We start from the raw sequence: 13,830 nt of genomic DNA on the forward strand, positions 1-13,830 counted from the left end.
ATCGTGCTGGCTGGTCTGCTGCTGCAAGGCTGCGGCTTTCACATGCGCGGCAACGGCATTCCGAGCGAGCTGATGACCATGAAGGTCGTGGGCGACAACAAGAGCGACTTCTACCGGATGGTTACCACCCGCCTGAAGGCCTCTGGCGTGACCCTGGCCGACAAGGAGGGCATTCCGGTGCTCACTCTGGGCGGCGTAGGCAGCACCAGTCAGGTCGCCTCGGTCAACGCGCTGGGGACGGACACCGAATATGTGCTGGGCTTTGGTACCCAGTTCACCATCTCGGTACCGGGCAAGCCGACTCAGGTCTTCCCCATCAACTTCAACCGCAGCTTCCTCAACAAGCCGGATGCAGCGCTCGCCTCCTCCCGTGAGCAGGAGCAGCTCAACCGCGAAATGCAGGAGCAGGCGGCCAATCAGGTGATCCGTCAGTTGAGTCAGGTCAGCTTCTGATGCGGATCTACCCGGAACAATTTGGTGACCACCTCAAAGCAGGGCTTCGGCCCTGCTATCTCGTTTTTGGCGACGAGCCCCTGTTGCGACTGGAGGCCATCGATGCCATCCGTCAGGTCGCCCGCAAGCAGGGTTTCGATGAGCGCCACACCTTCGTGGTGGAACAGGGGCTGGACTGGAATCAGGTCTACGATGCCTGTCAGGCCATGAGCCTCTTCTCCGCCCGCCAGATCATCGAGCTGGAGCTGCCCGCCAAGGTGGACAAGGATCTTGCTGCCCGCATCAGCGAAATCGGCAAACAGCTTCATCCCGACCTGCTGCTGGTGCTGAGTGGCGGTCGCCTCAACCAGACCCAGATGAAGGCGGCCTGGTTCGACAAGCTTTACCAGATTGGCACCTATGTGCCGGTCAACCATCCGGAGCCCAAGTTCTTCCCCCGCTGGATGAGTACCCGTTTTGCGCGTTTCGGCCTCAAGGCGCTGCCGGATGCCATCAACTTCATGTGCCACTCCTACGAGGGCAACCTGCTGGCCGCCAGCCAGGAGATCGAGAAGCTGACCCTGCTCTCGCCGCCCCAGCCCATCAGCGTCACCTATCTGCAAGAGACCATTATCCGCCACGCCCACTTCACCCCGTTCCAGCTGGTCGATACCCTGCTGGAGGGCAAGGTGAACCGGGCCCAGCGCATTCTGGCCGCCCTGCGGGCCGAAGGCACCGAGCCGGGCATGCTGGCCTGGACCCTCTGCCGCGAGCTGGAGCAGCTGACCGAGCTGTCGCTGGCGATGCGCAACGGCCAGCCACTGGGGGAGCACTTCAGCCGCCTGCGCATCTGGCAAAGCCGCCAGCAGCTCATTCAGCAAGCACTGACCCGACTGCCGTTTGCCAAGTTGCAGCAACTGTGGCAACTGATGGCCCAGCTGGACGATGCCCAGCGCCGCTTCGATACCGAACAGGCGTGGCTGATGCTGCAGACCATTGCCCTCGGCTTTCGTGATGGCACCCCGCTGCCGCTGGTGATGGAGAGCAGCCCGTGCTGAAGGCGCCCATTGGCCTGCTGGGAGGCACGTTCGATCCTATCCATATCGGCCATCTGCGCCCGGCCATCGAGGCGCGCGATGCCCTCGGATTGGCCGAGATGCGGCTGATCCCGAACCATATCCCGCCCCACCGCGCCAATCCGTTCTGCTCCAGCGAACAGCGCCTTGCCATGGTCAAACTGGCGGCGGCAGAGAACCACCACTTTGTGGTGGATGAGCGGGAGCTGAGACGGGACAAGCCCTCTTACACCATCGATACCCTGATCGAGCTGCGTCGTGAACTGCCCGATACGCCGCTCTGTTTTCTGATGGGGATGGATTCCCTGCTGAGCCTGCCAAGCTGGCACCGCTGGCTGGAGCTGCTCGACTATGCCCATCTGGTGGTGAGCGTGCGGCCGGGCTGGCAACCGGATTATCCGGCCGGGGTGGCGCAGCTGCTGACGCGCCATCACACCACGGATGCCAACGCGCTGCATCAGCGTCTGGCCGGTCATATCTGGCTGGCGGACAACCAGCCCATCGAACTGTCAGCCACCCGACTGCGGGCCTTACTGGATGCGGGGCAAGACACCCGCTACCTCTTGCCCGAGTCGGTTGCGCACTATATTGATCAACAGGGGCTCTACCGCGCCAACCGCCGCTAGCCCCTGTCGTAATCCCGCCCCACCCGATGGGAAACGGGAGTGACCATGATATAATCCGCCGCCCTGACGCAAACGCTGCGCGCCGGAATACAGGAGAGACTCATTGCAAGGCCAAGAATTGCATGCCTTTATCATCGACAAGATCGATGACATGAAAGGCCGCGACATCATCACCCTCGATGTACGCGGCAAATCCAGCATTACTGACACCATGATCATCTGTTCCGGCAACTCCAGTCGTCACGTCAGCGCCATTGCCCACCATCTGGCCAGCGAGGCCCGCCACGCGGGTCTGGATCTGCTGAGCGTGGAAGGGCAACTGAGCGGTGAATGGGTGCTGGTAGATATGGGCTCGGTGATCGTGCATGTGATGCAGGATGAACATCGTGACTTCTACCAACTGGAAAAGCTGTGGAGCGGTGCCGCTCAAATGAATACGCAATAAGAGCACAAGTGTAACGACCATGAAGATCCAGTTGATTGCGGTGGGCACCAAGATGCCCGCTTGGGTAGAGCATGGCTTCGAAGAGTATCGTCGCCGCTTCCCCAAAGACATGCCGTTTGAACTCGTCGAGATCGGCGCAGGCAAACGAGGCAAAAATGCCGACATTCCCCGCATCCTGCAGAAGGAAGGGGAAGCCATGCTGGCGGCTGCGGGGCGCTCACGCATCGTCACCCTCGACATTCCGGGCAAGCCTTGGACCACGGAGCAGCTGGCTACCCAGCTGGAGGCGTGGAAACTCGATGGTCGCGATGTTGCCCTGCTGGTCGGCGGGCCGGAAGGCTTGTCCCCCGAGTGCAAGGCTGCCGCCGAACAGAGCTGGTCACTGTCACCGCTCACCCTGCCCCATCCGCTGGTGCGGGTGCTGGTGGCAGAGAGCCTCTATCGGGCCTGGAGCATCACCACCAATCATCCGTATCATAGAGAGTGAGCCATGCGTCTCTGGAGTCTCACCGCTCATATTCACCCCTATCACAGAGAGTGAACAATGCAGTTCCTGCTCTTATTGCCCCCAAGGGTCTTGAGGTAAAGGCATGCTGAAACAACGCATCGAAATGCGCGATCACAGTGCCGAGGGCAATCTGTTCTTCCGGCGCACCCTGGTAGCCTACATCGGCATCGTCGTGCTGATGCTGGTGCTGCTGGGCAATCTCTATTATCTGCAGGTCGAGTCCTACGACACCTACCAGACTCGCTCCAATTCCAACCGCATCCGCGTGGTGCCAGTGGCGCCGCCACGGGGCCTCATCTATGACACCAACGGTGTGCTGTTGGCAGAAAATCGCCCGGTCTACAGTCTGGAAATTGTGCCGGAAGAGACCAAAGATCTCGAAAAAACCGCCGACCAGCTGATCACCCTGCTGGGTCTGCCGGAAGGCACCAAGGAGAAGTTCCTCGCCGAAGTGAAGCGCCAGCGCCGTTTCAAGCCGGTCGCCCTCTACGAGAAGCTGACCGAATATCAGGTGGCTCTCTTCTCGGTCAACCAGCATAACTATCCGGGTGCCAGCATCGAGGCCTACCTCAAGCGCTACTACCCGTTCGGTGACACCCTCACCCATGCTTTGGGCTATGTGGCCAAGATCAACACCCGTGACGTAGAGCGCCTCGAGAAGGAAGAAAAACTCGCCAACTACGCGGCCACCAAGGATATCGGCAAGCAGGGGGTGGAGAAGTATTACGAGGATGAGCTGCACGGTGTGGCGGGCTATCAGGAGGTCGAGGTGAACAACCGCGGCCGGATTGTCCGCACCCTCAAGTTCCAGCCGCCTATTCCCGGTAAAGATATCTACCTCAATATCGACGTCCGGATGCAGCTCAAGGCCCAGCAACTGCTGGCTGGCCAGCGCGGAGCCATCGTGATGATGGACCCGAAAACCGGCGCCATCCTGGCCCTGGAGTCGAGCCCCAGCTACGACCCCAACCTGTTCGTGACCGGTATCTCCAGCGCCAACTACTCGGCGCTGCTCAACGATCCCGCGCGGCCACTGGTGAATCGCACCACTCAGGGCATTTATGCCCCTGCCTCCACCGTCAAGCCCATGATGTCCATCATGGGTCTCAACGAGGGGGCCATTACCCCGGGCTACCGCTATTTCGGCGGCCCGAGCTTCTCCATTCCTGGTACCACCAAAAAGTTTCGCGACTGGCGCCGCTGGGGTCATGGCTGGCTCGACGTCTATCGCGCCATCGAGGTCTCGGCAGATACCTACTTCTACGATCTCGCCTATCGGGTCGGCATCGACAAGATCCACAGCTACATGACCAAGTTTGGCTTCGGTCAGTACACCGGGGTCGATCTCTATGAAGAGACCAAGGGTGTCATGCCGTCCCGTGACTGGAAGATGGCCCGCTGGCGCCAGCCCTGGTATCAGGGTGACACCATCTCTGTCGGTATCGGTCAGGGCTACTGGAGCGCCACCCCGCTCCAACTGGCCAAGGCGATCAGCATCCTGACCCAGAATGGTCACGACGTCACCCCGCACCTGCTCAAGAGCACAGCCTCCCAGGCGGGGGTGGTCGATGCCCCCATCAACCCCAATATCGCCCTCAAGCTCAAGAACGACAGCTTCTGGAAAGTGGCGCAGGAGGGGATGTGGCGAGTCAACCATGGCAGTGAAGGCAGTGGCCGTCACTCGTTTGCCAAGGCGCCTTACTCCTCAGGCGGCAAATCGGGCACAGCCCAGGTAGTCGGTTTGAAGGAAAATCAGGTTTACAACATCAAGACGGTCAAGGCGGAGCATCGCGATAACGCTTTGTTCGTTGCTTATGCCCCCTTCGAGGCGCCAAAAGCGGTGGTAGCTCTGGTACTGGAAAACTCCATCGGAGGTGGCGGTGGCCGTGCTGCATCGCCCATTGCACGCCAGATGCTGGATGCCTATCTGCTGCCCCCGGATCCGCAACTGCCACCGGCACCGGAAAAGCCGTCCCAACCGAGTGAGGTCGCTCCCAATGAGTAATTCTGCCCGCCAGCAGAGCATCTGGTACAAGCTGCATATCGACTTGCCCCTGCTGCTCGGTCTGCTGGCCGTGATGACCCTCTCCATGGTGGTGCTCTACTCCGCCTCCGGTCAGGATATGGACTCCATCGTGCGCCAGCTGGTGCGCGGCGGTCTCGCCTTTGCCCTGATGATCGGCCTGGCCCAGCTGCCCCCCTCCCTCTACGCTCGCTGGTCCGTGCCGCTGTTCGCCGTGGTGGTGCTGATGCTGATTGCGGTGGACGTGTTCGGCCACATAGGCAAGGGGGCCCAGCGCTGGCTCGATCTGGGCTTTATGAAGTTCCAGCCCTCCGAGGTGATGAAGCTTTCCATGCCGATCATGGTGGCCGCCTGGCTCAGTCGCCACTCGCTGCCCCCCAAGTTCAGCCATGTGGTGATCGCCCTCATCATGGTGCTGCTGCCCACCCTGCTGATCGCCGCCCAGCCTGACCTTGGCACCTCCATTCTGGTGGCCGCCTCCGGCTTCTTCGTCATCTTCCTGGCGGGGCTCAGCTGGTGGCTGATCGGCTTGGCTGTCCTGCTGATGCTGGCCTTTATGCCAGTGCTCTGGTTCTTCCTGATGCACGACTACCAGCGCCAGCGGGTGCTGATGCTGCTCGACCCAGAGAAAGACCCGCTCGGCCGCGGCTACCACATCATCCAGTCCAAGATTGCCATCGGCTCCGGCGGCGTCTTTGGCAAGGGGTGGCTGCAAGGGACCCAGTCCCAGCTGGAGTTTTTACCAGAACGGCATACCGACTTCATCTTCGCGGTATTCAGCGAGGAGTTCGGTCTGGTGGGGGTTGCCCTGCTGCTGGTGCTCTACCTCTATGTCATCAGCCGCTGCCTGTTTATCTCGATGCAGGCCCAGAACAGCTTCGAGCGACTGCTGGGCGGCGCCATCACCCTCACTTTCTTCGTCTATGTGTTCGTCAACATGGGCATGGTAAGCGGCATCTTGCCGGTGGTGGGGGTTCCCCTGCCGCTGGTGAGCTATGGCGGCACCTCCATGGTGACCCTGATGGCCGGATTCGGTATCCTGATGTCCATCCAGACTCATAGAAGACTGCTCGCCTGATGAGACGGGTCGGATTGCTGCTCTCGCTCGCCACCACGATGGCGACCGCCGCCGTGGCGCCGGATCGGTTGGCCCTGCTCGCCGAACAGCAGCAGGTGCCGCTGGCGGAGTTGCAGGCCGCCGTCGCCCGTGCCCAGTTACGGCAGGAGGTGCTCGACACCATCAGCAAGCCGTGGGAGGCCAAGCCCTGGCATCGCTACCGGCCGCTGTTCGTTACCCCGGATCGCATCCGTGACGGCCAGCAGTTCTGGCAGCAACATGCCGAAACGCTGGCCCGCGCGGAGCAGACCTATCGGGTGCCCGCCTCGCTCATCGTGGCCATCATCGGAGTCGAGACCTTCTACGGTCGCCAGATGGGCCGACATCCGGTGCTCGATAGCCTCTACACCCTGGGGTTCCACTACCCGGAGCGCAGCGACTTCTTTGCCAAGGAGTTTGCCCAGCTGGTGGTGCTGGCCAAAGAGGAAGGGTGGCAACTCGATACCCTCAAGGGCTCCTATGCCGGCGCCATGGGGATGGGGCAGTTCATGCCCTCCAGCTACCGCCACTACGCCGTCGATTTTGACGGGGATGGCAAGCGGGATCTGTTTGCCAACCCGGTCGATGCCATCGGCAGCGTGGCCAACTATTTTGCCAGCCACCAGTGGCGCTGGGGTGAATCCGTGGTGGAACCGGCCCAGATCGGGTTGATGGCAGTCGAACCTCTACTCAGGCCTGAGCCCGAGTTAACACATCAGTGGTCAGAACTGGCGGCGGCAGGGATTGAGCTCGCCACGCCGCTGGCCCCACAGACGCCGGTCAAGTTGCTGGCGTTTGCCCAAGCCGATGGACCGGAATACTGGGTCGCACGGCATAACTTTTATGTGATCACCCGTTACAATCGCAGCCCACTCTATGCGATGGCGGTGTATCAACTTAGCCAAGCCATTCAGGAAGCGTATGCATCTTCGTCACAAACTCCTCCCGCTCAGCCTGAGCTTGTTGCTGGCCGCCTGCAGTAGCAGCCAGCCGGAACAGAGCGCCCCCGTCGAGCCACAAGCACCGGTCAGCAAGCCACCCGTTATCGAGATCCCGCAAGCCACCGGCGCCATTCCGCGCCCCGAGCCCCTGAGTGCCAGCGGCAACCGGGACTACTGGATCGGCAAGCAGAAGCACGAGGTGTGGCGCGACATCAAACACTACAGCGAAGAGGGCACCGCCAGCTGGCTGTCGCCGGATCTGGACGGCCAGAAGACCGCCAACGGCGATGTGCTGGACAGCAAGCTGTTCAGTGCCGCCCACCGCAACCTGCCCATCCCTAGCTATGTGCGGGTCACCAATCTGGACAACGGGCTGGAGACCATTGTGCGGGTCAATGACCGCGGCCCGTTCAACAGCCCGCGCCTGATCGACCTCTCCTACGCAGCGGCCAAGCAGCTGGAGATGGTCGACAGCGGTGAGGCCCGAGTACGGCTGGAGCTGATCAGCGACACTCCGGATCAGATGGTGATCATGGAGCCAATGAAGCCCATCGAAATGACTCCGACCACTCCGGCTGCGGCCTCCAACACGCTGTCGCAAGATGGCTTCCTGGGTGAACCGACCGCACTGGCGATGGCCACTCCCGCTTCCGAACCCGCTCCCGTCAAGGCACCCGCCGCCAAGCCCGCCAAAGCGGTGCCTGTCAAACCAGCACCAGCCAAGGCTGCAGCGCCCGCCAGCAGTGGTGATGGCAAGATGATCCAGGTACTGGCCAGCGGCTCCCGGGATCGGGCCGAGGCGATGGGCAAGGTGATGACCCAGCGTTACGGCGTACCCTACCGGATCGATGCTCATGGCGCCATTTTCCGGGTGCTGATTGGCCCGGTCGCCGCCGACCAGCAGGCAAGTGTACTGGAAAAAGTACGTCAGGGCGGGCTGGAACAGGCCTTTATCGTGCCCTGATCGTCCCCTTTTGCCGCGGATGTGACTAACCGCTTACTCACTGTCATCACGTCGTTTTATGGCGTGATGACAGGGAGTGATGGATAAAAAACCAGTTCTGATCGCCATCTCGGGCTATAACCTGCGGGCGCATCTGGTATAGTTAGGCCCGCATTTTATCCCCATCTGGCTCGCAGGAATTTCAAGATGTCCAAATTTGCCCGTTCAGTTCTTCTGGCCTCACTGATCAGCGTAACCGCCCAGGCCAATACGCCGGTGCCGACACCGACCCCGAATGCCATGCCCATGGTGGTTCCCGCCGCGCCGGAGATCTCCGCCAAGGCCCATATTCTGATCGACTACTACTCAGGTCAGGTGCTGGCCGAGCAGAACGCCGAAGAGCGTCTGCCGCCCGCCAGTCTGACCAAGATGATGACCTCCTACATCATCGGCCAGGAGCTGCTGAAGGGGAACATCAAGCGCACCGACATGGTGACCATCAGCCAGAACGCCTGGTCCAAGAACTACTCCGACTCCTCCAAGATGTTTATCGAGGTGGGCAAGCAGGTCTCTGTCGATGATCTCAACAAGGGCATCATCATCCAGTCCGGCAACGACGCCTGCGTCGCCATGGCCGAGTTCCTGGCGGGCAGCACCGACTCCTTCGCCAGCCTGATGAACAGCTGGGCCGCCAAGCTCGGCATGAATGACAGCCACTTCATGAACCCGCACGGTCTGGATGCGGAAGGTCACTACAGTACCGCTCACGACATGGCCCGTCTGGGTCAGGCGCTGATCCGCGACCTGCCGGAGGAGTACAAGATCTACTCCCAGAAATCCTTCGTCTTCAACGGCATCACCCAGCACAACCGCAACCGCCTGCTGTGGGATCAATCCCTGCAAGTGGATGGCATCAAGACCGGCCACGTCAGCCAGGTCGGCTATAACCTGGTCTCCTCTGCCACCAACAACGAAGGCATGCGCCTGATCGCCGTGGTGCTGGGCGCCAGCAGCGAAGCCTCCCGCGCCGCCGAGAGCAAAAAACTGCTCACCTATGGCTTTCGCTTCTTCCAGAGCCTGACCCCGTACAAGGCAGGCACCGAGCTGGTCACCCAGAAGATCTGGATGGGCGACAAACCGGAAGTGAAACTGGGCGTCGACAAAGATGTCTCCGTGCTGGTCACCCGCGGTCAGGGTAACAACCTGAAGGCTGATTTCCAGCTCGACAGCGAACTGAAAGCGCCGCTGGCCAAGGGTCAGCGCGTCGGTACCGTGTTCCTGAAACAGGGTGACAAAGAGATCAAGCAGGTGCCGCTGGTTGCTCTGGAAGAGGTGCAGGAAGGTGGCTTGATGAGCCGTCTGTGGGACTACCTGGTACTGCTGGTCACCAGCTGGTTCAAGTAATCCAACGCACGATCCTCACCAAACAGCGGCGCCAACAGGCGCCGCTGCTGTCTGTGACGGACAAAAGCAGTGAATAACCCTGTAAACTGCAGGTTCCGCCTTACCCTGATTTGTGGTAAAAAGCAGCACTTCCATCCTTGTCTGACCGATCCTGGCCTTGATCCCGGTCCGGGCCGCGCCCATATAGTTATGAGTCGTGCCCATATAGACTTGAAATGGCGGCCTCCACGGGCCATCGGCCACTAGCCATCCAAGATGAAGTCATCCCGGTGATGACGCAAAAGGTGAGTAAATGAATACCAAGTTTGATGAACTGCTGGAGTTTCCCTGCAAATTCCCGTTCAAGGTACTCGGCGTTGCCGACCCGGCACTGCCGGAGATGGTGGTTGAAGTGCTGCAGCAGCACGCCCCCGGCACCTACAGCCCGACCGTCCAGCCCAGCTCCAAGGGCAACTACCACTCGGTCCGCGTGACCGTGACTGCCCAGAGCAAAGAGCACATCGAAGCGATGTACCACGCCCTTGGCAAGATCGAGCTGGTGAAATACGTACTGTAATTTCTCTCTCGCCCCGTTCTGCGGGGCGACTGTTTTTGGCCGCAGCACGCCGCGAGGACGCCATGTCATCCCAGATCCCCGCCCAGTCCAGCCTGATTGTCAGGCAGCTGGGTCGCCGCCCCTACCAGCCGGTATGGGACGCCATGAAAGCCTTCACCGACAACCGCACCAGCGATACCCCGGACGAGTTCTGGGTGGTCGAGCACGATCCCGTCTACACCCAGGGTCAGGCCGGCAAGGCCGAACACCTGCTCAATCCGGGCAATATCCCGGTGGTGCAGAGCGATCGCGGCGGTCAGGTGACCTATCACGGCCCGGGCCAGCTGGTGCTCTACGTACTGGTGGATGTCCGCCGCTGCAAATTCTCGGTTCGCGAGCTGGTGACCGCGCTGGAGACAGCCATCATCAATACCCTCGCCAAAAGCGATATCCAGGCTTATGCCAAGGCCGATGCCCCCGGGGTCTATGTGAAAAATGACCTTGGCATGGAGGCAAAACTGGCCTCGCTGGGTCTGCGCATCCGCAAGGGGTGCTCGTTCCACGGGCTGGCCCTCAACATCAACATGGACATGACCCCCTTCCTGCACATCAATCCGTGCGGCTATGCGGGCATGGCCATGACCCAGACCAGCGCCCTGGGCGGCCCGCAAAGCGTGGCCGAGGCGCAATCCATTCTGGTGGCCGAGCTGGCCCGCCTGATTGGCTATCAAACAATAACAAACACCGAGAGTGAATCATGAGCAAACCCGTTCGTATGGAGCCGGGCGTCAAGCTGCGCGATGGCGACAAGATGGCCCTGATCCCGGTGAAATTCATGCCGGATCCCAACGAAGAACTCCTTCGCAAACCGGACTGGATGCGGATCAAGCTGCCCCCCTCCAGCCAGAAGATCGAACACATCAAGAGCACCTTGCGCAAGAACAAGCTGCACTCGGTCTGTGAAGAGGCCTCCTGCCCCAATCTGGCGGAGTGCTTCAACCACGGCACCGCCACCTTTATGATCATGGGCGCCATCTGCACCCGCCGCTGCCCCTTCTGCGACGTGGCCCACGGCCGCCCGCTGGCACTCGATCCGGAAGAGCCGAAGAAGCTGGCGCTGACCATCAAGGAGATGAACCTCAAGTATGTGGTGATCACCTCGGTGGACCGCGACGATCTGCGCGACGGCGGTGCCCAGCACTTCGCCGACTGCATTCGCGAGATCCGCGAGCACAGTCCGCAGACCCGCATCGAGATCCTGACCCCGGACTTCCGTGGCCGGATGGAGCAGGCCCTTGAGGTGTTCCGCGAAACCCCGCCGGACGTCTTCAACCACAACCTGGAAACCGCGCCGCGCATGTATCGCGTCGCCCGCCCGGGTGCCGACTACAAGTGGTCGCTGGAGCTGCTGCGCCGCATCAAGGAGATGCACCCCCACGTGCCGACCAAATCCGGTCTGATGATGGGCCTTGGCGAGACCAACGAAGAGATCGTCGAGGTGCTCAAGGATCTGCGCGCCCACGGCGTCAACATGCTAACCCTGGGCCAGTATCTGCAGCCGAGCCGCCACCACCTGCCGGTGAAACGCTACGTGCCGCCCGCTGAGTTTGACGAGCTGAAAGATGTCGCCATGGAGCTGGGCTTTACCCACGCAGCCTGTGGTCCTTTCGTTCGCTCTTCCTACCATGCTGATCTGCAAGCCAAGGGCGAAGAGGTCAAATGATCTCGCACGACAGAGTGGCCAAGTAACCGCCACCCTCGCAATGAAAAAGAGCGCCTATTGGCGCTCTTTTTGTTGGTATCACTGACCGATTCCGTTTGATGTGCTCAACAATCGTTGTCGAAGATCCCCTGCTGATGCCAGCGTTGCAACTGGGCCAGCACTCGGGTCTCCCGCGCCGTCCACTGGGGACAGGGCCCCGCCAGCTGGGTCTTGTTGGTCTGCAGCGCTTCGTCGAGGGCAAACCAGCCGGGCACGAAGCCAAGGCGGATCTCGTAGGGCTGCGGCTGCGGGGCCACCAGCTGATCGCCAATCCGGCACAAGTAGTAGAGCGAGCGGATGCAGTAGGCATCGAACCCCGGCTCGCGGGCGGCGCGATATTCACGGGTCTCGCCAAGCAGGCCCCCCACTTCCCGCAGCTCGGCACCGCACTCCTCCAGCAGCTCGCGAGCGAGTGCCACATGGTGGCTCTCCCCCGCTTCAATGCCGCCCCCGGGGAACATCAGATCGCCGTTAACCCGGGAGTGAACCAGCAGCAGCTCGTCGCCACGGGGCACCACGGCGCGCACCGTGAGGCGCTCAAGCGTGCGGCCATCGGTACGTACCTCACCATGAACGAAAGAGAGATCGAACGGATTGGGCCAGCAGCTGGCCGAAGAGAACGTCGTCATCACTACATCAGGGCCGGTAGTTGCCATGTTTGAGCTGCTCGACAATCTCGGCAGCCCGCACATCGTAACCATCCTGCTCTGTCTTGCTCAGGGTGTGGTAGATGCCAAAACGCTTGGCTGAGACCTCGGGGCTATCCTGAAACGATTCGCTCACCTTGCCCCACAGATAGGCCAGCCCATACTGTTTCTGGCCCATATAGAGGGTGCTGAGGGAGGTGAATATGCGGCTGTTCACCTTATCCCCCTCCTGATAGAGGGAGAGCCCGTGCTGCAGAGTGGCAATGGCCTTTTCGGGGTCGCTCTTGGCGTAGATACCGCCGAGCGCCAGTTGCAGCTCGGGTTCATCCAGCGCCTTGGTGCCTTCCAGCGCCATAAACTGCTGACGAGCCAACTCGTTGGTGTTGTTGGTCCAGTGCCAGAGCAGCAGGTAGGGATCTTGTGAATTGCGGGTCGCCGCATCGAGCTGGGCCAACTGATCCCCGGCCGCCAGCATGCCCTCGACCCGTGGACTCTTCTGCTCACGGGCATTCTTGTACTCGATGTTAGTGGAACGCTCGGCACATTTGAGATAGCGCTCAAGGTTACGCATCAGCTCATACTTGCGCCGATCCGTCCCCTCTTCCTTGAGATAGAAGCGACTGCGGATCACATCGGTACGCTCGTAGCGGCACCAGCCATCGTCCACCAGATCCTGACAGAGCTCGGCATGGTTGCTGCAGATATTGTGGATCCGATCGTCATTGCAGCCAGCCACGGCAAGGCCGACTGAAAGCATGATGAAGGTCTGTCGCAGGGGGAAATTGGCCATGGTTCACATCTTGTTGGTAACGCGGGTTGGTAACAACTGGCGCCTTTACGGGCCACCTCCGGCTAGCAAACCGGTTACATATCCATTACAATGCGCGCGCCGTATAAGGCCGCGATTGCAGAATACTATAACGAAATCGACACCCCTACACTGATCTGCATTCGACGAATTTTCTATTTGCACCAACAACGTGAAATAAAGGATCTGGTCAATGACCCACGAGCACTATCTGCAAACGTGGCAGGAGAGCCAGGAGCTCGCCGAAGCCATGCAGCCCTTGATTGGTCGCCTCTACCGACAACAAGGGGTCGAGATCACCCTCTACGGCCGCCCGCTGCAAAACGCCTCCACCATCGATATCCTCAAGGCCCATCGGGTCGTCCGCCGCCACCAGGGCGCCCCCCTCCCCATCCAGCAAAGCTTCCCCCTGCTCCAGGCCATCGTGGCCCTGAAACCCACCGCCGCCGAGGTAGATCTTGGCAAGCTGGCGGTCGGTTACTGGCAGGATCATCAGGATGAGGCGGGGATCGAGGACTATCTGCAAGCGCGACTGGCACCGGCCCTGGGCCGCAGCCAGATGCCGCAGCCGACCGACGTGGTGC

At 60.9% G+C, this 13,830-nt stretch carries 15 protein-coding genes and 1 pseudogene; 14 read left to right on the plus strand and 2 right to left on the minus strand.

All coding sequences use genetic code 11. From position 1 onward, the window contains the following. The 13 genes from DBR30_RS16770 to lipA all read left to right on the plus strand — a co-directional run. The coding region (locus DBR30_RS16770; protein WP_258224469.1) for an LPS-assembly lipoprotein LptE at positions 1 to 453 on the plus strand (453 nt) is incomplete at its 5' end. Next, entirely contained in the window at positions 453 to 1,490 is a 1,038-nt protein-coding gene (gene holA / locus DBR30_RS16775) for a DNA polymerase III subunit delta (RefSeq protein ID WP_108542151.1), read from the plus strand. The genes DBR30_RS16770 and holA, both read left to right, overlap by 1 nt. Beyond that, a complete protein-coding gene (gene nadD / locus DBR30_RS16780) occupies positions 1,484 to 2,134 on the plus strand; it encodes a nicotinate-nucleotide adenylyltransferase (RefSeq protein WP_108542150.1) in 651 nt (216 codons plus the stop codon). The genes holA and nadD overlap by 7 nt, the downstream gene beginning before the upstream one ends. Positions 2,135 to 2,237: 103 nt before the next feature. Further along, complete coding sequence (gene rsfS / locus DBR30_RS16785; RefSeq protein ID WP_005335165.1) at positions 2,238 to 2,579, plus strand: ribosome silencing factor; 342 nt, start codon at positions 2,238 to 2,240, stop codon at positions 2,577 to 2,579. Between the two features lie 19 nt (positions 2,580 to 2,598). Beyond that, positions 2,599 to 3,066, plus strand: a complete 468-nt coding sequence (gene rlmH / locus DBR30_RS16790; protein ID WP_005335166.1) for a 23S rRNA (pseudouridine(1915)-N(3))-methyltransferase RlmH — start codon at positions 2,599 to 2,601, stop codon at positions 3,064 to 3,066. A 103-nt stretch (positions 3,067 to 3,169) separates the two neighbouring features. After that, positions 3,170 to 5,092, plus strand: coding sequence for a penicillin-binding protein 2 (gene mrdA, locus DBR30_RS16795; protein WP_108542149.1), 1,923 nt, complete (start codon positions 3,170 to 3,172; stop codon positions 5,090 to 5,092). Next, the gene (gene rodA / locus DBR30_RS16800; RefSeq protein ID WP_005335170.1) at positions 5,085 to 6,188 is read left to right on the plus strand and encodes a rod shape-determining protein RodA; all 1,104 of its coding nucleotides are present in this window, start codon (positions 5,085 to 5,087) and stop codon (positions 6,186 to 6,188) included. Before mrdA ends, rodA begins: the two co-directional genes overlap by 8 nt. Continuing rightward, positions 6,188 to 7,189, plus strand: coding sequence for a lytic murein transglycosylase B (gene mltB, locus DBR30_RS16805; protein ID WP_108542148.1), 1,002 nt, complete (start codon positions 6,188 to 6,190; stop codon positions 7,187 to 7,189). Before rodA ends, mltB begins: the two co-directional genes overlap by 1 nt. Beyond that, positions 7,128 to 8,111: a septal ring lytic transglycosylase RlpA family protein gene (locus tag DBR30_RS16810; RefSeq protein WP_108542147.1), complete on the plus strand. Its 984-nt coding sequence runs from the start codon at positions 7,128 to 7,130 to the stop codon at positions 8,109 to 8,111. Before mltB ends, DBR30_RS16810 begins: the two co-directional genes overlap by 62 nt. 186 nt (positions 8,112 to 8,297) lie before the next feature. Beyond that, positions 8,298 to 9,494, plus strand: a complete 1,197-nt coding sequence (locus DBR30_RS16815; protein WP_005335176.1) for a D-alanyl-D-alanine carboxypeptidase family protein — start codon at positions 8,298 to 8,300, stop codon at positions 9,492 to 9,494. Positions 9,495 to 9,786: 292 nt separating this feature from the next. After that, positions 9,787 to 10,050: a DUF493 family protein YbeD gene (ybeD, locus tag DBR30_RS16820; protein WP_005335178.1), complete on the plus strand. Its 264-nt coding sequence runs from the start codon at positions 9,787 to 9,789 to the stop codon at positions 10,048 to 10,050. 62 nt (positions 10,051 to 10,112) lie between these two features. After that, on the plus strand, positions 10,113 to 10,790 hold the full coding sequence (lipB, locus tag DBR30_RS16825; RefSeq protein ID WP_040066806.1) for a lipoyl(octanoyl) transferase LipB: 678 nt from the start codon (positions 10,113 to 10,115) through the stop codon (positions 10,788 to 10,790). Beyond that, a complete protein-coding gene (lipA, locus tag DBR30_RS16830; RefSeq protein ID WP_005335190.1) occupies positions 10,787 to 11,752 on the plus strand; it encodes a lipoyl synthase in 966 nt (321 codons plus the stop codon). The genes lipB and lipA overlap by 4 nt, the downstream gene beginning before the upstream one ends. 104 nt (positions 11,753 to 11,856) lie before the next feature. On the opposite strand, the gene DBR30_RS16835 is transcribed toward lipA, so the two are convergent. Together DBR30_RS16835 and DBR30_RS16840 are read right to left on the minus strand one after the other, a co-directional pair. After that, the gene (locus DBR30_RS16835; RefSeq protein ID WP_108542146.1) at positions 11,857 to 12,420 is read right to left on the minus strand and encodes an NUDIX domain-containing protein; all 564 of its coding nucleotides are present in this window, start codon (positions 12,418 to 12,420) and stop codon (positions 11,857 to 11,859) included. A gap of 7 nt (positions 12,421 to 12,427) precedes the next feature. After that, positions 12,428 to 13,228 (minus strand): DUF2989 domain-containing protein, encoded by an 801-nt coding sequence (locus DBR30_RS16840; RefSeq protein WP_040066801.1) that lies wholly within the window; start codon positions 13,226 to 13,228, stop codon positions 12,428 to 12,430. Positions 13,229 to 13,439: 211 nt separating this feature from the next. Here DBR30_RS16840 and DBR30_RS22430 point away from each other — a divergent pair. Further along, positions 13,440 to 13,830, plus strand: a pseudogene (locus tag DBR30_RS22430) (glyceraldehyde-3-phosphate dehydrogenase); the annotation flags it as partial.

Source organism: Aeromonas sp. HMWF017, from assembly GCF_003061465.1.
GTDB lineage: Bacteria > Pseudomonadota > Gammaproteobacteria > Enterobacterales > Aeromonadaceae > Aeromonas > Aeromonas veronii.

Excerpts from the sequence above, each read along its gene's own strand:
- holA (WP_108542151.1), top strand. The coding sequence starts at position 453 with ATGCGGATCTACCCGGAACAATTTGGTGACCACCTCAAAGCAGGGCTT.
- rlmH (WP_005335166.1), top strand. The coding sequence starts at position 2,599 with ATGAAGATCCAGTTGATTGCGGTGGGCACCAAGATGCCCGCTTGGGTA.
- mrdA (WP_108542149.1), top strand. The coding sequence starts at position 3,170 with ATGCTGAAACAACGCATCGAAATGCGCGATCACAGTGCCGAGGGCAAT.
- rodA (WP_005335170.1), top strand. The coding sequence starts at position 5,085 with ATGAGTAATTCTGCCCGCCAGCAGAGCATCTGGTACAAGCTGCATATC.
- mltB (WP_108542148.1), top strand. The coding sequence starts at position 6,188 with ATGAGACGGGTCGGATTGCTGCTCTCGCTCGCCACCACGATGGCGACC.
- DBR30_RS16810 (WP_108542147.1), top strand. The coding sequence starts at position 7,128 with ATGCATCTTCGTCACAAACTCCTCCCGCTCAGCCTGAGCTTGTTGCTG.
- DBR30_RS16815 (WP_005335176.1), top strand. The coding sequence starts at position 8,298 with ATGTCCAAATTTGCCCGTTCAGTTCTTCTGGCCTCACTGATCAGCGTA.
- ybeD (WP_005335178.1), top strand. The coding sequence starts at position 9,787 with ATGAATACCAAGTTTGATGAACTGCTGGAGTTTCCCTGCAAATTCCCG.
- lipB (WP_040066806.1), top strand. The coding sequence starts at position 10,113 with ATGTCATCCCAGATCCCCGCCCAGTCCAGCCTGATTGTCAGGCAGCTG.
- lipA (WP_005335190.1), top strand. The coding sequence starts at position 10,787 with ATGAGCAAACCCGTTCGTATGGAGCCGGGCGTCAAGCTGCGCGATGGC.
- DBR30_RS16835 (WP_108542146.1), bottom strand. The coding sequence starts at position 12,420 with ATGACGACGTTCTCTTCGGCCAGCTGCTGGCCCAATCCGTTCGATCTC.
- DBR30_RS16840 (WP_040066801.1), bottom strand. The coding sequence starts at position 13,228 with ATGGCCAATTTCCCCCTGCGACAGACCTTCATCATGCTTTCAGTCGGC.